This window comes from Jeotgalibacillus sp. ET6, from assembly GCF_029667115.1.
Classification (GTDB): Bacteria; Bacillota; Bacilli; order Bacillales; family Jeotgalibacillaceae; genus Jeotgalibacillus.
The window spans coordinates 490,630-511,461 of the sequence record NZ_JARUIU010000001.1 but is presented as its reverse complement, the minus strand read 5'-3'; the positions used below and the strand labels follow the sequence as shown (position 1 = coordinate 511,461).

Sequence of the window (20,832 nt, the reverse complement as noted above, 5' to 3'; positions counted from 1 at the left end):
ATGAAAAATATACTGGCAGACAGAGTAAAAGCCTTAACGCCATCCACAACCCTGGCGATTACGGCAAAAGCAAAGGAATTAAAAGCTGAAGGCAAAGATGTAATTGGCTTAGGTGCAGGTGAGCCTGATTACAATACTCCTGATCATATTATTGAAGCAGCTTATGAGTCGATGAAAGCCGGTCAAACGAAATATACACCCGCTGCAGGGATGGCAGAATTAAAAAAAGCAATTATTGATAAATTTACACGTGATCAGCACATCACTTATTCTCCTGCTGAAGTTTTTGTAGGAAGCGGAGCTAAACATGTACTTTACTGCCTTCTTCAGGCTATTTTAAACCCGGATGATGAAGTCATCATTCCGACGCCTTACTGGGTAAGCTATCCTGAACAAGTTAAACTTGCAGATGGCAGACCAGTGTATATCGAAGGAAAAGAAGAGAACCAGTACAAAATCACACCAGATCAGCTTAGTTCAGCAATTTCTGATAAAACGAAAGCGATTATTATTAATTCTCCAAGCAACCCAACCGGTATGATTTATTCTAAATCAGAGCTAGAAGCAATTGCTGAGGTTTGCGCAGATCAAAATATTTTAATAATCTCAGATGAAATTTATGAAAAGTTAACGTATGAAGGACAGAGACACGTTTCGGTCGCTTCGATCTCAGAAACATTCAAACAGCAATCCATCATTGTTAACGGTGTCTCAAAATCCCACTCTATGACGGGGTGGAGAATAGGGTATGCGGCCGGAGAAGAATCCATAATAAAAGCTATGACCAATTTAGCCAGTCATTCCACTTCAAATCCAACAACTACTGCCCAATTTGGAGCGCTTGCTGCTTATCAGGGGACGCAGGAACCAGTGGAAGAAATGAGGAAAGCATTTGAAAACCGGTTAAATAAAGTTTTTTCTTCATTGCAGGATATTCCAGGTTTCAGATGCATTAAGCCGCAGGGGGCTTTCTACCTTTTTCCTAATGTTAAAGAGGCAGCCCTTGCATGCGGATTTGAAACAGTGGATGAATTTGTGGCTGATCTTCTTGAGAAAGCCAATGTTGCTGTAATTCCGGGTTCAGGCTTTGGAGCAGACGATAATATCCGATTGTCATATGCCACTGATCTTTCTTCTCTAGAAGAAGCAATAAGACGGATTCATGTTTATGTGAACGAGCAATCTCAGTCGGGGAATTGAATCTCAACTAAATCAACGGTATAATTATGTGCGTATCAATTTATGGTAACGAAAAATGAATGCAGCGGTTTTTTTGGAGGGAAAATAGTGAAAACAACTATCAGTCAGGTAGGTCAGCACGTTGGACAGCAAGTGACCATCGGAGCATGGCTTGGAAATAAACGTTCAAGTGGTAAAATTGCTTTCCTGCAATTGCGGGACGGTTCAGGATTTATTCAAGGTGTTGTTGTAAAAAGTGAAGTTGGCGAAGAAATTTTTCAAAAAGCAAAAGGGATGACTCAGGAATCATCCGTTTATGTAACAGGAGTAGTAAAGGAAGATGAACGTTCGCCGTTCGGTTTTGAACTAGAAGTACAGGACCTGTCAGTTATAAGCGAATCGGTGGATTACCCGATCACTCCTAAAGAACATGGCACGGAATTTCTGATGGATCACCGCCATTTATGGCTCCGATCAAACCGGCAGCATGCCGTTATGAAAATCAGAAACGAGATTATTAGAGCCACCTATGAGTTTTTTAATACGAATGGCTTTGTAAAAGTCGATCCGCCTATTTTGACCGGAAGCGCTCCGGAAGGAACATCTGAATTGTTTCATACAAAATATTTTGACGAAGATGCCTATCTTTCTCAAAGCGGACAGCTGTACATGGAAGCAGCTGCGATGGCCCTTGGAAAAGTGTTTTCGTTCGGCCCGACATTTAGAGCTGAAAAGTCAAAAACACGCCGTCATTTAATTGAATTCTGGATGATTGAGCCTGAGATGGCCTTCTACGAATTTGATGATAATCTTGTTGTTCAGGAAGAATACGTTTCTTTTATCATTCAATCTGTGCTTAAAAACTGCAAATTGGAACTGACTCGGCTGGGAAGAGATACAAGCAAGCTTGAAGCAATTCAGGCGCCTTTCCCTAGAGTGCATTATGATGATGCAATTAAGTTTCTTCATGAAAAAGGTTTCACGGATATTGCATGGGGCGATGATCTGGGAGCACCGCATGAAACGGCAATAGCAGAAAGCTACGAAAAACCGGTTTTCATTACACATTATCCTACTGCGATTAAGCCATTTTACATGCAGCCTGATCCACAGAGAGAAGATGTAGTCCTGTGCGCTGACTTGATTGCACCAGAAGGCTACGGAGAAATTATTGGAGGATCTGAGCGTATACATGATCTTGAACTGCTTAAAACGCGTCTTGATGAGCACCAGCTCGATCCTGAGGCCTATAAATGGTACACAGAGCTAAGACAATATGGTTCAGTTCCTCATTCAGGGTTTGGATTAGGACTGGAACGAACTGTTGCATGGATCAGCGGAGTGGAGCATGTAAGAGAATCAATCCCATTCCCTAGACTGCTAAACCGTCTTTATCCATAAAAGCAAGGTAGACCGAACGCGCTTTTACATAGCGGTTCGGTCATTTTTTACCAGAAAGGAGGGCTTGCTGTGAGCCATTTAAGTTCTTGGCAGCAATGGATACAGGATGGAAATATTTCAATTCCTTCCATTCTTTTAAAGCAATACAGCTCACTTGGAATTAATGAAGAAGAATGCATGCTTTTGCTCCACATTCATTCTTTTATTGAAAAAGGGCAATCCTTTCCCACTCCTGACGAGCTTGCAGAGCGTATGACCCTGTCTTCACCCGAGTGTTTTTTTACAATCCAGGGTCTCCTCAAAAAAGGACTTCTTGAAATCAGTGAATCGTCTGTTCAGGATGTGAGAGAAGAAAGTTATTCATTAATGCCTTTATGGAATACACTAATGAATAAGCTTGAAAAGGAAAATCAAAGAGAAAAAATAGAAACGACAATGCAATCACAAACGGATCTATATACTTTGTTTGAACAGGAGTTTGGCAGACCGCTGTCTCCGCTTGAATGTGAAACACTTGCTATGTGGATTGATAAAGATCATCAATCAACAAGTCTTATAAAAGCAGCTCTTCGGGAAGCGGTTATTTCAAATAAGTTAAATTTCCGTTATATTGACCGGATCTTATTTGAATGGAAGAAACAGGGGATTGAAACGGTTGAGCAAGCCAGAAAACAAAGTGAAAAATTTCGCCAGCCTAAAAAACATGAGCCTGTTCATGAGGGAGAACCAACAAAAAAAGTACCGTTTTATAATTGGCTCGAAAAGTAATGATGGAGGTAGGATATGCTCACGAAGGCTAGCATAAGCTATTGTCTGAATGAAATGGAGAAGTTGTTTCCGGATGCTCATTGTGAACTCAGACACGAAAATGCGTTTGAATTAACTATTGCTGTATTATTGTCGGCACAGTGTACAGATGCTCTGGTAAACAAAGTAACGCTTAATTTATTTAAAAAATACAAAACGCCTGAGGACTATCTGGCTGTTCCACTGGAAGAACTGGAGCAGGATATTCGCTCAATAGGACTTTACAGAAACAAGGCGAAACATATTCGAAACTTATGTCAACGGCTTCTTGAACATTATAATGGACAAATTCCATCTGATCATGCTGAACTGGTTACGCTTCCTGGAGTAGGAAGAAAAACAGCGAATGTGGTAGTTTCTGTTGCCTTCGGCAAACCGGCTATTGCAGTGGATACCCATGTGGAAAGAGTGTCTAAAAGGCTCGGAATTTGCAGATGGAAAGACTCTGTGACGGAAGTTGAAAATACATTGATGAGAAAAATTCCTGAAAATGAGTGGTCTGCCACACACCACCGTCTGATCTTTTTTGGCAGATATCACTGCAAAGCGCAATCTCCCAAATGCGATCAATGTCCGCTTTTATCCCTCTGCAGAGAAGGGAAAAAGCGTATGAAGGGGAAAATAACAAGTGAACAATAGATTTAAATTGCCTGAGAGATATAAAAATGATTTATTTTTTAAGGAAGATGAGATAGAGCTGCCTGATTTAATGCCGAAGGGAGAACTGTTTACGCCTTATTTCCAGCCGGAATTCAGGTCTCAGCAGCAAAATCAGAGGCCTCCCTGGGAGGAAATTGATTACTGGCTTCCGATATTGAAGGCTGAGTGGGACGTATTAAACGATAGTCTCATAGCTGGATATGAGACGAAATCCTCTGCTGTCCTTCAGGATATGATCAAAGGCTTTTCCCTTTTCTTTATGATGCTTTACTGGTCAAACGGGAAGCCGGTAGAGGTAAGCAGCTGGAAAACATCCAGTCAGCAGCTTGACATTACATGCTTAAATTTAATCGAACGCTTAAATTTCGTAATTAATAATGCAGATTCTTATTTTGCCAGGATTCAATTAAATGAGTTAATCTTAGAAATCTACAAGAAAAGCATGAAACATTCAGCGATAAACGCTCTTAAGAAAAAGAAGTAAGAGAATAATAAGACCATGCATTTTAAATAAAAGCACGCAGCCAGGAACCCGGCTGCGTGCTTTTTTCTTTATTCAGGTGTATTTTCAGTGTTATTTTGATTAGATTGATCTTCTTCGTCCTGGGCTGAATCATCAGGTGTTTGCTCATCTGGCGGAGTATCTTCATCCGTTTCTCCAGGTTCTTCTTCGGTTACACCATCTTCTTCATTTTCTTGACCATCTTCCTGTTCAGTTCCTTCATCTTGATTTTCTTCGTTGTTTTCTTCATCGCCTGAGTCTTCAGGCTGTTCTTCTTCTGTTTCCTCTGGAGGAGTTTCCTGATCCTCTGGTTCTTCTTCAATTTCTTCTTCAGGCTCTTCTTCATCTTCTTCACGCTGGCCAATATCGATGCTGACGGTTGCTTCACCGCTTCTCTGGGAGTCTGCAATTGCTATTACACTAAAGGTATAGCTCGAACCAGGCTCTACTTGCTGGACTGTGAGAGCTGTGTCTCCAGTCGTTGTAAGTATTTGTGATTCCCCGCCATTAATACTGTAGCTTACTTCGAATTCCACTGCACGGTCATCGTCTTCATCTTGTGAGTGATTCCAGCTCAGCTGAATTGTCCCAGCTTCTTCATCATAGTCTGCCTGGAGGTTTGCAGGTGATTCCAGGTCGGGAACAACGAATTCTTCTGATACAGCAGTAGGTTCAGTACCGCGTATAAACAACTCTGTTGTCTTTTGGTTGTTAGGAGTGTATTCACTCGCCAGCTGAGGCGGATTTGTTCCTTTTTCAATTTCTACTTCTACAACTGTATCCGGCTTTGGAAAATCAGGTGTGTCCACGCCTTCGTGAACCGACTGCATAACAGCCTTAAAAATTTCCTGTGATGCCTGACGCTCCTGAGGCAGCAGATAATTCGTGTTTGTAGGATATCCCAGCCAAACAGCAGTTGTATACTGAGTTGAATATCCAGCAAACCATGAATCCGGTGATCCCTCAGGGGGGATATTATATTCATTACGGGTATTTTCAGGGTAGTTTGTTGTCCCTGATTTACCTGCAAGAGGAAGACCGGGTACTTTTGCTAACGGCCCGGTTCCATAAGGCTCTAAAACGTCTTTAAGCATATCTGTAATCATATAAGCCGTAGAATCCTTCATAACAACATCCGATTCAGGTTCAAGATCAATCGATGATCCGTCCCTAAATTCTATTGAAGTGACTAAATGAGGCTCATTGTATACGCCATTGTTGCCAAAAGCAGCGTATGCGCCAGCCATATTCAAAGTATTGGTTCCGGTACCTGAGCCAATTGCGGCGCTCTCGCATAACACGTCTCCACAATTTGGATCAAAGCTGAATCCCATACTACTTAAAAAGTCAGTAGCAAATTTCGGGCCAGCTTCGTTATAAGCTTTAATTGCGGTGATGTTTCTTGAGTCATATAAAGCTTCTCTCATTGTGATAGGTCCGGAAAATTGACCATCGTAATTGCCGGGCTCATAACCTTCACTAAATGTAGTTGGTTCGTCTACAATGATCTGAGCTGTGGACCATTCCAGCTGCTCAATAGCAGGCGCATAGTCAAGAAGAGGTTTAATTGTCGATCCTACTTCCTGAACGTTGTCCACAGCATAGTTGTAGCCCCGCTGAACTTCCTGGCCGAAGTTTCTTCCTCCTCCAATGGCACGCACTGCTCCGGTTTTTGTATCAAGGACCGTTATACCAGCCTGTGAACGTTCACCATTCATATCATCAGGAAAATTGATAACATCGTTGTTTAATACATTTTCCACCTGACTTTGTGCTTCAGGGTCAAGGGTAGTATAAATTTTCAGCCCATCCTCAAATGGATTAAAATCCCCTTCAGCTTCCACTTCGTCAATCACTGCGTCTATAAACGCATCATTGCCGGAGTCAGTTCCAGCTAATTTTTTTCTTTCATCTTCTGTGCGTTCAACAATTCCATCCATAATATCTTCATTTAAAGCCTGCTGCATATCTTCTTCAGAGATTTTACCGTGGTTATGCATTTGACGTAAAACAATATCGCGTCTTTCTTTTGCAAGATCCGGGTTCGTATAGGGATTATAAGCATTCGGCCGCTGAGGGATGCCTGCGAGCAATGCTGCCTGATGAAGCTCCAGTTCATCCAGCTCGGCGTTATAATAATAATCAGAAGCCGTTCTTATCCCGTAAACAAGATCAGAGTAATAGATTTTATTTACGTACATCTCAAAAATTTCTTCTTTGCTGTATTTCTGCTCCAGCTGAAATGCGAGCCAGGCTTCCTGTGCTTTTCTTTCAAGAGACTTTTCTGGTGTAAGAACAGACTGTTTAATTACCTGCTGGGTAAGTGTACTGGCTCCTTCAGCACCAAAGCCTTCCGTAATATTTGCTAGTACGGCTCCTGCCAGACGAATGGCATCCACACCCATATGATCATAAAATCGAACATCCTCAATGGAAAGGACTGCATTTTCCACGAGAGGAGGAATGTCATCATAAGCGACAAGTTCACGATTCTCAGCACCAATCCTGCCGATTACATTCTTGTCCATATCCAGAATTTCTGTAGTAACCGGATCAATAAAATCTTCTTCGTTCAACTCAGGTGCTGTAGCAGCGTAGTAGGCGAATAAAGCTCCTCCGCCAATCAAGCCCGCCAGACCAATAAGGAAAACAGTCAATAAAATCCTCTTAAAGATCGACTTCTTGCCCTTTTTTGTCTTTTTATTTTTAGCAGAGGCTTTTTGAGCCTTTCTTTTTTCTTCTCTTGATGAGTAATCTGCCATTTTGCCGTTCCTCTCTTTCAACAATTCCTGTCATCTGTTTTATCGCACAGATGATCAATAATTTTAAGGTAATCAATTCTTGGTTGCAAGCTTAATGCTATTTTATGCCCGTCCTCCATGATTTCATTTTTAGTCATGGATTTACGGCCCCCTTTTTTCATCCGGTCCCAATATTTTTGAAGGGCGGAGTAGGGGAGTAAAAAAATTTCCTCGGAAGATGAAAATCGAATGATAACAAAAGCAATCCCATTATGCTGTACAACCTGGTGCATATGAGCAAGCTGGTGCTCGTGAAAATTTTGTAACGGAAAAGAATTTTTGTTCCGTGTTTCCTTTGCTTCAAAATCAATGTAATGCCCTTTGTAAACGCCATTGTAATCGGTAGTGGATGCCTGCTTAAAATAAGCCTCTTTGATCACTGCAGCACTTCGTTTAGGATAGTCTACCTGAACAATTTGCACCGGAGTGGGCTTTTTATGAATGACAGCTTTACCTGCAGCAAGATAAAACTGATTTGTTTCATTTATATCCTCCTCTAGAGTCATTCCCCTTTTTCCATAGGATATAGCCTGCTGATTCATTTTTTTAAAACCGGGCTTTGTCTTTTCCTTAGGAGAAGTAAATTTTTTGCCGTTTGGATAATGAAAAGTCATTTTTAACACCTCTCCTGACCATCATAACAGAAACAAATAAACCGGGCATGTCCTAATCCATGCAGCCTGACGGAAAACCCGCTTGAAACCAGCTTCTTCTTGAAACTCCATATAGTAGACGTATCCAGAAACAAAAGGTTTCATTTCCCATTAAAAAGTTGTCTGATACAATAAGAAATAATCACTGTTGCAGAGGAGGTCTTCATATGAAATACGATGATTTACAACATAAAACTCTTGAGCTGCTTGAAATTGTTGATTCAGCTCAGAAGGAGTATGACAATAGAAGAAATACAGATCTCAAAGGAGATTTTTATACCGAAGTAAAGCCGTTCGCAGACCGGGCTCATTCTTTGTCTAAAGAGTGGGGGACGGATGCGGATCAATTTTTGCGCAGTCATCCTCAAAAAAATCTTCATCCAAATCAAATTAAAGCGACTGTTGAAAATGTTGAGCTGTTATCGGTGCAGTGTTTTTTCCCTGCAACAAGCTATAATCGATTCAAAAGTTACATCCAATCGAGCTTTTATGTCATTGAGCAGGTTAATGATATTTTAAAAGATTTTGAATCACCCAAATAGCAGGCGGAGAATAAGCTATGGAAAAGGGTGGTTAGCCATGTATAGAGCCTATTATCAGCGGTATCCTGTTCATCCTCCCATTCCAGGAAGCTTCCCGGTGCCATACGGAAGGCCGGTAATGCCTTCATCAGGTCAGCTGTATCCTGCTCACCCAAGCTGGGGATACAGCCAGCAGCCTTTGCCGATACAAAGACCGGTCAGTATGCCATTGCAGCCTCAACAGACCGCTGTCCCTGTGCCTCAACAGCCATTCCAGCCTGAAGCTTATCTACAGGATCCTTATAACCCATATGCACAGCAGCAGCAAAAAACGCAGTCATCCTGGTTTGAAATCTTTAAAACTGAAAAGGGTCATGTTGACGTTAATAAAGTTATGTCAACTGCAGGACAGATGATGAGTACGGCGCAGCAGTTTGGCTCGCTGGTGAAAGGGATCGGATCTATTTTTCCCAAAGTTTAAAAGCCCGCCAGTTGAAATTCAGCTGGCGGTTATCTAGTTTAAAAAGAAAGGGATACCCGTTTCCGTTGCGGGAAAGAATGTATGTTCGATATAATAGACAAATGAGGTGATGGAATGAGGAAAAAATCTTTAACGGACCTGGTTGATTATTTTAAAACAGACCAGGACATTCAGCAGCAGGTTGTTAAATGGCATACAATTGAGCCCGTTGAGGCAGTGTATACCAAAATTCCGCAGTCAGTGCATCCAAAATTGGTACAGGCTCTGCAGTCTAGAGGGATAGGGGAATTGTACAGTCATCAGGAAGAGGCTTATAGAAATGTAATGGAAGGACATTCCGTTACAGCGATCACACCTACCGCGTCCGGAAAAACCTTATGCTACAATCTTCCGGTCGTGCAAACCATTATAGAAAACCCTTCTGCTAGAGCCCTTTACCTATTTCCAACCAAAGCACTTGCCCAGGATCAGAAAACCGAATTAAATGAGTGGCTCGACTTAGCTGATGCTTCGATTAATTGCTATACGTATGACGGAGATACGCCTGCCTCTATCCGGCAGAAAGTCAGAAAAGCAGGCCAAATTGTGATAACGAATCCCGATATGCTGCACTCAGCCATTCTTCCTCACCATACCAAATGGGTTTCCCTGTTTGAGAACCTGCATTATATCGTACTCGATGAACTTCATATATACCGGGGTGTTTTTGGCAGCCATGTGGCCAATGTAATTCGCCGGCTTAAAAGAATTTGTGAATTTTACGGCAGCTCTCCTCAATTTATCTGTACTTCTGCAACCATTGCCAACCCAAAAGAATTAGCTGAGAGACTGACAGGGCAACAGATGAAATTAATCAGCAAAAATGGTGCTCCTTCAGCCAGAAAGCATTTTGTTTTTTATAATCCTCCAATCGTGAACCAGCAGCTGAATATAAGAAGAAGCGCTACATTGGAAGTGAGGAAGCTGGCAGGCATCCTGCTGAAGCAAAAGATTCAAACGATTATCTTTGCTAAAAGTCGTGTCAGAGTGGAAATCATTCTTTCCTATCTGCAGGAACTGGTCATCAATGAACTGGGTCCCAAGTCGATTCAGGGATATCGCGGAGGGTATTTGCCGACGCAAAGAAGAGAAATTGAGAAAGGCTTAAGAAATGGAGATATCTATGGGGTGGTCAGTACAAACGCGCTGGAACTCGGGGTGGACATTGGCCAGCTGCAGGCCTGCATCATGACCGGCTACCCTGGAACCATCGCGAGTGCCTGGCAGCAGTCCGGCCGAGCGGGAAGAAGGCAGGGAGAAGCTCTCATAGTAATGGTTGCGAGTTCAAGTCCGCTTGATCAATATGTCATTAAACATCCTGAATACTTTTTGGAAACCTCTCCTGAAACAGCCCGGATTAATCCTGATAATCTGGTGATTCTCCTTGATCATTTAAAATGTGCGGCATTTGAACTGCCATTTACATCAGAAGAATCTTTTGGTGAGCATGATCTGGAGGAGCTGCTTGATTATCTGGTTGAAGAGAGAGTGCTGCATCGGTCCGGAAGCAAGTGGTACTGGATGAATGATGCGTTCCCTGCCCACAATATCAGCCTTCGCTCAGCTTCTCAGGAAAACGTGATTATAATTGATCAGTCTGAACGGGCACACTCAAAAGTTATTGGAGAGATGGACCGGTTCAGCGCTATGACCCTCCTGCATGATGAAGCCATTTATCTTCACCAGGGCATTCAGTTCCAGGTCGAATTCCTCGATTGGGAAGAAAAAAAAGCGTATGTGCGTGAAGTCGATATCGATTATTTTACAGATGCTAATCTGGCTGTTACATTATCTGTATTGGAAGAGGACAAGTCTAAGAACACAGAGCATGCTATTGTATCGTACGGAGATGTTTCGGTAAGAGCAATGGCAACGATCTTCAAAAAAATTAAGTTCGACACTCACGAAAATATTGGATCAGGACCGATTCATCTTCCTGAAGAAGAGCTCCATACAAGTTCAACATGGTTCACTTTAAAAGCCGAATTGCATGAATTATCAGAAGACCGCATTGAACAGGGATTAATAGGCGCGGCACATGCTATGCAGGCAATCATACCGCTGCACGTTATGTGTGATCCTCAGGACATTCAGATTGTTCCTCAGGTGAAGGCCACTCATAATCAACTGCCTACTTTGTTTGTTTATGACCGGTATCCCGGCGGCATTGGATTAAGTGAAAAAGTATTTGATATTGGCTCATCCATTTTAAAAGAAGCTTCTCAAATGATACAGCAATGCCACTGCCCAGCCGGATGTCCATCATGCATCGGAACGGATCCGCAGGGCATTGCAGCAAAAGAAGATACGATCAAGCTCATTAACTTGTTTTTTAATGCTATAGAAGGTGAAACTCATGAGTCTCAAGAATAAGCTGAAACGGATGAAAACCCATCTTTCCGACAAAGAGAAAGAGCCGGAAAAACATTTGAAAAATGCTGTGAGTGAAGTGGATGATGAGGCAATTCCCTATAAGGAAATATGGGAAGAAAATGACGTAAGTCCATTTTGGGCAGATCAGGAATACTGTCTTATTCGGGAAGTGCGTTATCCCTTAACTTTCAAGCAGGGCAGATATGAACTTGGGGAGTGCTTCAAAGCTGTAGAAGCCTGGAATAACAGTGACTATAAACACCCTCTTTCAGCAAAAAGGCATTCACTGAAGGATCTGTTTTTCTTTGATACAGAAACAACAGGTCTGCGTGGAGTAGGCAGCACGATTTTTATGCTGGGCTATGCACAATTCACAGATTCTGAAGTAATTCTTAAACAGCATGTTTTAACTCATCCGGGCTATGAAGTGCCGCTTTATTTGAGTTTTTTGGAGAATGTGGATTATTCAACACTCGTAACGTATAACGGAAAATCCTTTGACTGGCCGCAGGTTAAAAGCCGCCATACTCTCATACGGGATCATGTGCCGAAACTGCCTGAAACCGGCCATTTTGATTTATACCATGCTTCCCGCCGTTTATGGAAGCATAAAATGGAATCGGTCAAGCTTACAGATGTGGAAAAGCACATCTTAAAATTTGAGAGGCAGGATGATTTGCCCGGTTATTTAGCTCCTGCAATTTATTTTGATTTTGTGGAGAGAAAACACCCTGAAGGAATCATTAAAGTACTCGATCACAACGAAAAAGATATATTATCATTGATTTCCCTTTACACTCACATTACCTTTCAGTTGCTAGGGCAGGATCAAGAACAGACAAGTTATGAAAAAGTGGAAGCAGGCAAATGGTATAAAGCTGCAGGTGATCATGCAGCATCCCGATTACTTCTCGAACAGGCTTATTCCGAGGATTTGCAAAATTATGCTGCAGCACATTCACTGGCTTTCTCCTTAAAGAAAAAAGGGGAGATCCATGAGGCCGCAGTGCTCTGGATGAAAGTATGTGAAAATGGAAGTCCAAGAGAAAAAAGAGAATCAGCCATTGAGCTTGCAAAATATTATGAACACCATGAAAAGAATACTGATTATGCTATTCAATATACACAAAAAGCGAGAGAGTCATTAATTGATGATGAAACGATAAAGTCGTCTGTAATGAAAAATGAAATGACAAAAATCCATCATAGACTGCAGCGATTAAACAGGAAATAAGCGAAAGCAGAGGAGGAAATATTAAATATTTCCTTCTAATCATTTCCCGGGGAAGCGCATGATTCCCATAGTTTCGCTAAAATCCTCTTTATACAGGACGACAAATTAGTCAATCTTTTTTCCCTGCTCGACATATTTATAGTCTGTTTTCAGGAAAAGTTCACAAAACGTTCAATTTAATTTGAATCATATCCGGTTGAGTCAACGTCTAAACAATTGTAATATAAATGTATAGAACTTAATGGGGTTGAAATTATGAGAAGATTCATTTTAGTTTTGTTTTTCTTGCTTATTGGAGTCACAGCTTTTGTATTTTCTACAATTGGGGATCAGCTGACAACTTTACAATAAATGAGCGTTTCGCATAGGTCAAACCCTCCTTTCCTTCATACTCTATAGAAACGAAGGTTATTTAACGATAACCAGGGAAGGGGGAGCAAACGTGCATTGTAGAAGAAGAATTTGTCCGCCGATCGTACACCCAACTATGTGCTGTACGAATCATTCGACGGAAATCATTGAAGTTCCACATATCCACCCGATTCAAATTACAAATGTAAATCATCAGATCTATCAGCATAAGCACTATTTCCCGCAGACAATGAATGCAGAACAAACCGTAGCTAATCAGCAATTTATGTGCAACAGACCTTTCTAAAGGGATATAAGATTTTTGAACCATTGGCGGCTGGCTTTTAAACCAGTCGCTTTTACCGTTCATCATTTTATGCTAAGGGTGTGAACAGTGATGAAAATCTTAACAGTATCAGGATACAAATCGCATGAGATCGGAATTTATAAACAATCGGATCCTGCTGTGAAAATTATAAAAAAAGCCATCAGACAGCATATTGAAGCGAAAGTGGATGAAGGACTCGAATGGGTGCTGGTGTCTGGGCAGCTTGGGGTCGAAATGTGGGCTGCAGAAGTTGTCATTGAGCTTAGAGACCATTTCCCTGAATTAAAGCTCGCCATCCTTACTGCTTTTGAAAAGCATGAGGATAAATGGAATGAAAATAATCAGGAGATGTATCAGCAGATTGTGCTTGAAGCAGACTTTGTAGATGCAATATCTAAAAAGCCCTATGAAAATCCACAGCAGCTAAAAAACAAAAATCTGTTTCATCTTTCCAAGTCGGATGGCCTGCTGATAATCTATGATGAAGAGAAAGAAGGATCCCCTAAATTTTTATGGGAAATGGCTCGTGATTGGAGTGAAAACAACGAATATAATGTGACTCAAATTAATTTTCAGGACCTCCAATGGCTGGTGGAGGAAGATCAATTGGATAAAGATTCATCGATTGTCGATTGACATTTGCGTTTCTTTTTGAAAAAATGAATAAAGTGGAATAGATAGCAGAGGTGAGAGATAAATGAAAGAAAACATTGCTCAGCTTACAGCAAAGGAAATACTTGAGCGTGAATTTAAAACAGCTATGAGAGGCTATAAACCTGAAGAAGTGGATGCTTTTCTGGATCAGATTATTAAAGACTACGAAGCTTTTCATGAAAGAATTGAAGCGCTCGAAAACGAAAATAATCGTCTAAAGCAGCAAAGCTCAGAAACACCTAAGCGTTCAGCTGTCCAGCATCAGGCACCGAACACGGGAACCACCAATTTCGATATATTAAAAAGGCTTTCGAACCTTGAAAAAGAAGTATTCGGCAGAAAGCTTTACGAAGACCAATAAGATACATAAATAACGGATGCACGTGTATTTGCCAAAACAGCTTGCAGTCCGTTTTTTTTTCGTGTATAATTAAATCTTGGCGAATCGATCATGATGTTCGGGCAATTGCTGTAGCGCAAGCTATAGAGGAAAGTCCATGCTCACACGGTGCTGAGATGCCCGTAGTGTTCGTGCCTCGCGAAAAAATAAGCGGGGGCATTCCGGTCAGACCGGTTTGACGGCAGAGAGGATACCTAAGTTCTATTGAATATGGTATGCATCTCTTGAAAGTGCCACAGTGACGTAGTTTCATTAGAAATGATGAAAGTGGAACGAGGTAAACCCCACGAGTGAGAAACTCAAACTATGGTAGGGGCACTTTCCCTGAGGAAATGAACAAAGGGAAGGATCAGCTTATTTGCTGATAGATAGATGATTGCCACCTGTGTACGAGCGCTTTTGCGTGCTTGAAGTACAAGGCAACAAAACATGGCTTACAGATCATCATGATTGGTTGCACCAAATTAAGGCGAGTAACCTAAGAACGTTCAAGGGCATGACCATTCATTTACAGGATGCGGGTCTGTCCTTTTTTTATTGATATGCAATCCTCCGCACACTGCTTGCGGACCTGATAAATTAAGCTCGTAATGGAAGTATATAAATAGAGGGTGACAATATGACCACGTATAAATTAATCGCTACAGCAGCTATGGGTCTTGAGGCTGTAGTAGCTAAAGAAGTACAGAAACTGGGATACAAAACTACAGTAGAAAACGGCAAGATTATGTATGAAGGGGACGAAGAAGCCATCGTCCGTTCAAATCTGTGGCTGAGGACAGCGGACAGAGTAAAAATTGTGATGGGAGAATTTAAGGTTTATTCATTTGATCAGCTGTTTGAACAAACTAAAGCTCTTCCGTGGGATAAACTTCTGCCGGTTGATGCTGCATTTCCCGTATCTGGAAAATCAATTAAATCACAGTTGTACAGTGTACCGGATTGCCAGGCCATTGTTAAAAAAGCGATTGTTGAAAAATTAAAATCTTCCTATAAGCGTATGAGTTTTTTGGATGAATCTGGACCTACCTTTAAAATAGAGGTTGCGATTCGCAATGATACAGCTACATTAACCATTGATACAAGCGGAGCAGGTCTTCATAAACGGGGGTACCGGGTCGGACAGGGAGAAGCGCCGCTAAAGGAAACAATGGCTGCAGCCCTTGTTCAGCTGACCAATTGGAGGCCTGACCGTCCTTTTCATGATCCTTTTTGCGGCTCCGGCACCATTGCAATAGAAGCCGCATTAATCGGGCAGAATATTGCACCTGGATTTAACCGGGATTTTATCTCTGAAGAATGGCCTATCATTCCAAAGGATTTATGGGATAAAGTACGTCTTGAAGCTGAATCACAAGCAAATTATGATCAGCAGCTGGAAATTTACGCGACAGACATTGACCACAGCATGGTGGAAATTGCAAAAGAAAATGCAATTGAAGCAGGTCTTGGAGACCTTATTCAATTTAAACAAATGCAGGTGAGAGATTTTACTGCTTCTAAGGATTACGGTGTAATTGTTGGGAATCCTCCTTATGGTGAACGAATCGGTGAGGAAGAAGCGGTTGAAACGATGTACAGAGAAATGGGAGAAGCATTTGAAAAATACCCGACATGGTCCAAGTACATCATTACCTCACACCCTTCTTTTGAACACCTGTACGGAAAGCCTGCAACCAAAAAACGAAAACTGTTCAACGGTTTTATCCGGACAGATTACTATCAGTACTGGGGCACAAGACCACCAAGAAAAGAGTCGTAATTAATAGAATTACCGGGACTGACATGCTGAAGAATTGCATGTCTTTCTTGCTGTTTTAATGATGTGAACGGAACAGAAAGGGGACCGCGAAGTTGAAGACAAAATCATTGCCTTTTCCACTGACTAGTGATCAATCTTTTTATGAGGCCTTAGGAGACTGGATTGGGGACGTATTTTACGATATTTTGCCCGAAAAAGGTCTTGAGTTAAGGGACGAACAAATCTTTATGGCTTTTCAGCTCGAGCAGGCATTTAAAAAGAAATCAATCATGTTTGCAGAAGCAGGTGTTGGCACAGGAAAAACATTAGCGTACCTGCTTTATGCCATCCCTTATGCAAGATACACCGGCAAGCCGGCGATCATTGCGTGCTCTGATGAAACATTGATAGAGCAGCTGGTAAAAAAAACAGGGGATATCCACAAGCTGGAGGAACTTCTCGGGCTAACAGTAGATGTCAGACTTGCCAAGTCAAGAGAGCAGTATTTGTGTTTGAAAAAATTAGATAAAACGACTTCAAAAAGCGACGATGAAGAACTTGATGAAGTGTATGAGCAAATACCAGACTTCGTTTACGGCAAAGGCTCTATGAACTCTTTTTACCCTTATGGTGATCGTAAGGAATTTCCATACCTGGATGACGATCAATGGAAGCAGATCAACTGGGATTCCCTGCAGGATTGTTTATCCTGTGATGTACGCCACCGATGCGGTCAGACCTTAAATCGTGAGCATTACCGTTCAGCAGGTGATTTAATTATTTGTTCCCATGACTTTTATATGGAACATATCTGGACGAAGGATGCCAGAAAAAGAGAAGGCCAATTGCCTCTTCTTCCTGAAGCAAGCGCTGTGGTGTTTGATGAAGGACATCTGTTGGAATTTGCCGCTCAAAAAGCATTAACTTACCGGACTTCTCTTTCCAATTTATCTATCATTCTGGATAAACTGACAAGCAATGATATCCGGGAAAAAACGTTGTATTTAATTGATCGCATCGTAGAGCAGCATGACGAGTGGTTTGCATCCATCAGCAAGCACGCAGATCATGAAAGTTTATCAGAACGCCGTGCTATACACAGACATGAAGAAGTATTAACCAACTCCAGAAAGCTTAAAGGAAGTATAGATCAGCTTCTTGAAGAGCTTGTTTTTGAATCTGAACTGTATGTGATTGATGAGTATGATTTGAAGATCGTAGAAGAATATTTAGAGCTGGTTTTATTTTCACTTAAATTATTACTGGATGATGATGGTGCCATTATATGGCTTGAAGAAGCGGCAGATGATGAAACGCTCGTCATTATGCCGAGGCTGGTCGAGGATATATTGCGTGAAGAAGTATTTACAAAGAAAATTCCTACCATTTTTTCATCTGCAACCCTTTCAGTCAAAGAGAATTTTTCCTATCTTGCAAATAGTCTGGGTATTGATCAATATGACTCTTTCAGTGTATCGTCGCCCTTCGATTACTCAAATACAATGAATGTAAATATTCATCTTGTTGATGAATTTGAAAAAGGCGAAAAGCAAACAAAGCTGCTTGAAAGTCATCCGCACGGGAGTTTACTCCTATTTAACACGAAAGAGGATCAGGAGCTTTACCGCTACGGTTACGCGCATGATTTAGGAGAGGAACCCTCCCTGTATTATGAAGGTGATGAAGAGATCAGCACTCTGGTAGAAAAATTTCAACATGACCATTCGAGTATTCTGTCTTCTTATCATCTTTGGGAAGGGCTTGATATTCCCGGCGACAGCCTTAGTCAAGTGATTATAGATTCGCTTCCATTTCCTCCGCAGGATCCGGTATTCGAAGCGAAAAGAAATCATTCATCAGACCCTGTTAACGAAGTGGATCTTCCGTATATGCTGCTCAGACTGCAGCAGGGCATCGGCCGGTTAATCAGAACGTCATCAGATGCAGGGGAGGTTCACTTGTTCCTCAGTGATGAAGATCAAAAATGGCTGCATGAAATTGAACAAATACTTCCGGTTAAGCCGCTAATCATTAAAGGTTAATGAAGCAGCGTGCGTTTAAAATTAAAAGATGATCATCACTTGAGGCTGGGAAAACTCAAAAATTTTAAAAATTATTGATAGTAATAGGTGAGCGGAGCGGAAGGTGGCGACTCCTGCAGGATATGACGGCAAGCTGAGACTTTATAGGGCAATGCCCTGAATTGGCTCAGCGACGTCCCTGCGGGAAAGCGTCCGCCTGAAGCAAAGTGAACCGATCGTAGAGCTTGAGACACTTTTGTCCCAGGCTCTTTTTTGTTTTAAGTTGCACATGGTCATTGATCGCCATTCGGACTTGAGCAAATGTTTCCCTTCAATTCTGAAAAATGTGATAAAATGATCCGGTACGAAAGAAAAAGGGGGAAGACGATGGAAACGAAAAAGATGGAAAAAGAGTTTCTTACATATGTAAATAAAATGCAGGCTTACGAAGAAGCCTTGGGATTGATTTTCTGGGATCTGAGGACAGGTGCTCCAAAAAAAGCTGTAGATCAGCGCTCGCAGGTTATAGGCACCTTATCCGGAGAATTATTTGATTTAACCACTTCAGATGAAATGGCTTCTTTTGTAGCAGGTCTCTCTTCACATAAGGATCAGTTAAGTGAAATTACAGTGAAAACCTTAGAGGAATGCCAGCAGGAATATGAACGTAATAAAAAGATTCCTGGGGACGAATTTAGAGAATATGTGATTCTTCAATCGAAAGCGGAAAGTGTGTGGGAAGAAGCCAGGGAAAAATCTGATTTTTCGTTATTCAAGCCTTATTTAGAAAAACTGGTTAAAGCGAACAGAAGGTTTGTACAGTACTGGGGATATGAAGGAAATCCGTATAATACGCTTTTGGACCGGTTTGAACCCGGAGTAACAGTCGATATTCTCGATCGTGTTTTCGCACAGGTCAGAGAGGCAGTGGTGCCTCTTGTAAAGAAAATTCAGGATTCACCAAATAAGCCGGAGACCGCTTTTATTTTTAATCATTTTCCAAAGCATGATCAAAAGCAATTCAGTTTAAAAATGCTTGAAGAACTTGGCTATGATTTTGAGGCAGGCCGGCTTGATGAAGCGGTGCATCCTTTTGCCACAGGGTTAAATCCGGGGGATGTCAGAGTGACAACCAGATACGATGAAGGTGATTTCAGGAGCGCCATTTTTGGAACGATACACGAATGCGGTCACGCCTTATACGAGCAGAACATCAGCGAAGAGTTAATTGGCACTCCTTTATGCAGCGGCACATCGATGGGCATTCATGAATCTCAATCATTGTTTTTTGAAAACTTTATAGGGAGACAAGAGGCATTTTGGAGCCGTTATTATGATTTACTAAAAGAATATTCCAATGGACAGTTTGAACAGATTCCCCTACATGAATTTGTCCGGTCCATTAATGAATCAAAGCCTTCTCTCATTCGTGTGGATGCAGATGAATTAACCTATACATTACATATTATGATCAGATATGAAATTGAAAAAGGACTGATCAACGGTGACATAGAAGTGGAAAACCTTCCGGAAATATGGAATGCAAAGTATAAGGAATATTTGGGCGTGGTACCTCAAAATGATGCAGAAGGAGTTCTTCAGGATGTACACTGGTCAGGCGGAGCGTTCGGATACTTTCCATCCTACGCACTGGGATATATGTATGCAGCTCAGTTTAAGCAAGCGATGCAAAAAGATCTCCCGGAGTTTGACGAACTGCTTTCTCAAGGAAATATAAAACCGATTAAAGAATGGATGACCACGCATGTTCACCGCTACGGCAAGATGAAAAAACCTTTGGAAATTATTAACGAGACAACCGGTGAGGGACTTAACGCGCAATATTTAATTGATTATCTTACTGATAAATACTCCAGAATTTATTCTTTATAAATGAAAGGAGATTCACGATGGAACTACCTTCTTTTGCTTTGACCGGTAACACTGCAATAGTGACCGGAGCCGGGAGAGGAATCGGCAAAGCCCTGGCAGTAGGACTGGCTGAAGCTGGTGCAGAAGTAATTCTGCTTTCCCGTACTGAAGAAGAATTAAAAGAAACAGCCCGCCGGATCAATGATAGGGGCGGCGAAGCGTATTATCTTACTGTAGACGTAACAGATCGCGAACAAATTCGTGAAGCAATAGAGCAAATTAAGAAAAAAAGCGGAAAAATTGATATTCTCATTAACAATGCGGGGATGAATATCCGTTCAAAAGCGGAGGATGTTACAGATTCTGAATGGGAAACGATAATGGACACGAATCTTAAATCTGCTTTTATGATGTCTCAGGAAGTGGGAAAAGTGATGAAAGAACAGGGGACCGGAGGAAGTATTTTATCGGTCTCTTCTGTTGCGGGACAAACAGCATTGCGAACCGGAGTTGCATATGGCGCATCCAAAGCTGCTTTGATTCAAATGACGAAAATTTTAGCATTTGAATGGGGAAAAGATGGAATACGGGTCAATTCCATTGGTCCTTGGTATTTTGATACACCCTTAACAGAAAAGCTATTATCTGATGAGGAATATTTGAGAGATATTCTTGCTGTAACACCCTTAAACAGAGTAGGACAGCTGAAAGAATTGATTGGTCCGGCTGTCTTTTTTGTCTCCGAAGCGGGAAGTTATGTGACCGGTCAAACCCTGTTCGTTGATGGCGGAATGACCATACACGGCTTTTAAGA

The 20,832-nt window shown here is 41.6% G+C and carries 18 protein-coding genes and 1 other RNA gene; 17 read left to right on the top strand and 2 right to left on the bottom strand.

The window, feature by feature from the left end; all coding sequences use genetic code 11:
- The 5 genes from P6709_RS02580 (at position 1) to P6709_RS02560 (ending at position 4,531) form a co-directional block, all read left to right on the top strand.
- Positions 1–1,200, top strand: coding sequence for a pyridoxal phosphate-dependent aminotransferase (locus P6709_RS02580; protein WP_278239318.1), 1,200 nt, complete (start codon positions 1–3; stop codon positions 1,198–1,200).
- An 87-nt stretch (positions 1,201–1,287) separates the two neighbouring features.
- Positions 1,288–2,580 carry an asparagine--tRNA ligase gene (gene asnS, locus P6709_RS02575; RefSeq protein ID WP_278239317.1) on the top strand — a complete coding sequence of 431 codons (1,293 nt, stop codon included), beginning with the start codon at positions 1,288–1,290 and terminating at the stop codon, positions 2,578–2,580.
- Between the two features lie 69 nt (positions 2,581–2,649).
- On the top strand, positions 2,650–3,348 hold the full coding sequence (locus P6709_RS02570; RefSeq protein ID WP_278239316.1) for a DnaD domain-containing protein: 699 nt from the start codon (positions 2,650–2,652) through the stop codon (positions 3,346–3,348).
- A gap of 15 nt (positions 3,349–3,363) precedes the next feature.
- Positions 3,364–4,026: an endonuclease III gene (nth, locus tag P6709_RS02565; RefSeq protein ID WP_278239315.1), complete on the top strand. Its 663-nt coding sequence runs from the start codon at positions 3,364–3,366 to the stop codon at positions 4,024–4,026.
- The gene (locus P6709_RS02560) at positions 4,016–4,531 is read left to right on the top strand and encodes a YpoC family protein (protein ID WP_278239314.1); all 516 of its coding nucleotides are present in this window, start codon (positions 4,016–4,018) and stop codon (positions 4,529–4,531) included. The genes nth and P6709_RS02560 overlap by 11 nt, the downstream gene beginning before the upstream one ends.
- A 68-nt stretch (positions 4,532–4,599) precedes the next feature.
- On the opposite strand, the gene P6709_RS02555 is transcribed toward P6709_RS02560, so the two are convergent.
- Positions 4,600–7,311: a PBP1A family penicillin-binding protein gene (locus P6709_RS02555; protein ID WP_278239313.1), complete on the bottom strand. Its 2,712-nt coding sequence runs from the start codon at positions 7,309–7,311 to the stop codon at positions 4,600–4,602.
- A 17-nt stretch (positions 7,312–7,328) separates the two neighbouring features.
- Positions 7,329–7,964, bottom strand: a complete 636-nt coding sequence (gene recU / locus P6709_RS02550) for a Holliday junction resolvase RecU (RefSeq protein ID WP_278239312.1) — start codon at positions 7,962–7,964, stop codon at positions 7,329–7,331.
- A gap of 206 nt (positions 7,965–8,170) precedes the next feature.
- Between recU and P6709_RS02545 the strand changes: the two genes are divergently transcribed.
- From P6709_RS02545 to P6709_RS02490, 12 genes are all read left to right on the top strand, one after another.
- A complete protein-coding gene (locus P6709_RS02545) occupies positions 8,171–8,545 on the top strand; it encodes a DUF1798 family protein (protein WP_278239311.1) in 375 nt (124 codons plus the stop codon).
- Between the two features lie 37 nt (positions 8,546–8,582).
- Complete coding sequence (locus tag P6709_RS02540; RefSeq protein WP_278239310.1) at positions 8,583–9,005, top strand: YppG family protein; 423 nt, start codon at positions 8,583–8,585, stop codon at positions 9,003–9,005.
- Positions 9,006–9,119: 114 nt separating this feature from the next.
- Positions 9,120–11,417, top strand: coding sequence for a DEAD/DEAH box helicase (locus P6709_RS02535; protein WP_278239309.1), 2,298 nt, complete (start codon positions 9,120–9,122; stop codon positions 11,415–11,417).
- Positions 11,401–12,651, top strand: a complete 1,251-nt coding sequence (locus P6709_RS02530) for a ribonuclease H-like domain-containing protein (protein WP_278239308.1) — start codon at positions 11,401–11,403, stop codon at positions 12,649–12,651. The genes P6709_RS02535 and P6709_RS02530 overlap by 17 nt, the downstream gene beginning before the upstream one ends.
- A gap of 442 nt (positions 12,652–13,093) precedes the next feature.
- A complete protein-coding gene (locus P6709_RS02525) occupies positions 13,094–13,309 on the top strand; it encodes a CotD family spore coat protein (protein WP_278239307.1) in 216 nt (71 codons plus the stop codon).
- A 90-nt stretch (positions 13,310–13,399) separates the two neighbouring features.
- Positions 13,400–13,966, top strand: a complete 567-nt coding sequence (locus P6709_RS02520; RefSeq protein ID WP_336618978.1) for a DUF1273 domain-containing protein — start codon at positions 13,400–13,402, stop codon at positions 13,964–13,966.
- Between the two features lie 61 nt (positions 13,967–14,027).
- Positions 14,028–14,345 carry a cell division regulator GpsB gene (gpsB, locus tag P6709_RS02515; RefSeq protein WP_278239305.1) on the top strand — a complete coding sequence of 106 codons (318 nt, stop codon included), beginning with the start codon at positions 14,028–14,030 and terminating at the stop codon, positions 14,343–14,345.
- 93 nt (positions 14,346–14,438) lie between these two features.
- An RNA gene (rnpB, locus tag P6709_RS02510) (RNase P RNA component class B) lies at positions 14,439–14,826 on the top strand.
- 177 nt (positions 14,827–15,003) lie between these two features.
- On the top strand, positions 15,004–16,146 hold the full coding sequence (locus P6709_RS02505; protein ID WP_278239304.1) for a THUMP domain-containing class I SAM-dependent RNA methyltransferase: 1,143 nt from the start codon (positions 15,004–15,006) through the stop codon (positions 16,144–16,146).
- 92 nt (positions 16,147–16,238) lie between these two features.
- Positions 16,239–18,167, top strand: a complete 1,929-nt coding sequence (locus P6709_RS02500; RefSeq protein WP_278239303.1) for an ATP-dependent DNA helicase — start codon at positions 16,239–16,241, stop codon at positions 18,165–18,167.
- A 366-nt stretch (positions 18,168–18,533) separates the two neighbouring features.
- Entirely contained in the window at positions 18,534–20,039 is a 1,506-nt protein-coding gene (locus P6709_RS02495) for a carboxypeptidase M32 (RefSeq protein ID WP_278239302.1), read from the top strand.
- A gap of 17 nt (positions 20,040–20,056) precedes the next feature.
- Positions 20,057–20,830, top strand: a complete 774-nt coding sequence (locus P6709_RS02490) for an SDR family NAD(P)-dependent oxidoreductase (protein WP_278239301.1) — start codon at positions 20,057–20,059, stop codon at positions 20,828–20,830.
- Positions 20,831–20,832 lie beyond the last annotated feature (2 nt).

Bases quoted from the DNA above. Each gene is read 5' to 3' on its own strand.
- P6709_RS02580 (WP_278239318.1), top strand. From the start codon at position 1: ATGAAAAATATACTGGCAGACAGAGTAAAAGCCTTAACGCCATCCACA.
- nth (WP_278239315.1), top strand. From the start codon at position 3,364: ATGCTCACGAAGGCTAGCATAAGCTATTGTCTGAATGAAATGGAGAAG.
- P6709_RS02555 (WP_278239313.1), bottom strand. From the start codon at position 7,311: ATGGCAGATTACTCATCAAGAGAAGAAAAAAGAAAGGCTCAAAAAGCC.
- recU (WP_278239312.1), bottom strand. From the start codon at position 7,964: ATGACTTTTCATTATCCAAACGGCAAAAAATTTACTTCTCCTAAGGAA.
- P6709_RS02545 (WP_278239311.1), top strand. From the start codon at position 8,171: ATGAAATACGATGATTTACAACATAAAACTCTTGAGCTGCTTGAAATT.
- P6709_RS02540 (WP_278239310.1), top strand. From the start codon at position 8,583: ATGTATAGAGCCTATTATCAGCGGTATCCTGTTCATCCTCCCATTCCA.
- P6709_RS02535 (WP_278239309.1), top strand. From the start codon at position 9,120: ATGAGGAAAAAATCTTTAACGGACCTGGTTGATTATTTTAAAACAGAC.
- P6709_RS02530 (WP_278239308.1), top strand. From the start codon at position 11,401: ATGAGTCTCAAGAATAAGCTGAAACGGATGAAAACCCATCTTTCCGAC.
- P6709_RS02520 (WP_336618978.1), top strand. From the start codon at position 13,400: ATGAAAATCTTAACAGTATCAGGATACAAATCGCATGAGATCGGAATT.
- gpsB (WP_278239305.1), top strand. From the start codon at position 14,028: ATGAAAGAAAACATTGCTCAGCTTACAGCAAAGGAAATACTTGAGCGT.
- P6709_RS02505 (WP_278239304.1), top strand. From the start codon at position 15,004: ATGACCACGTATAAATTAATCGCTACAGCAGCTATGGGTCTTGAGGCT.
- P6709_RS02495 (WP_278239302.1), top strand. From the start codon at position 18,534: ATGGAAACGAAAAAGATGGAAAAAGAGTTTCTTACATATGTAAATAAA.
- P6709_RS02490 (WP_278239301.1), top strand. From the start codon at position 20,057: ATGGAACTACCTTCTTTTGCTTTGACCGGTAACACTGCAATAGTGACC.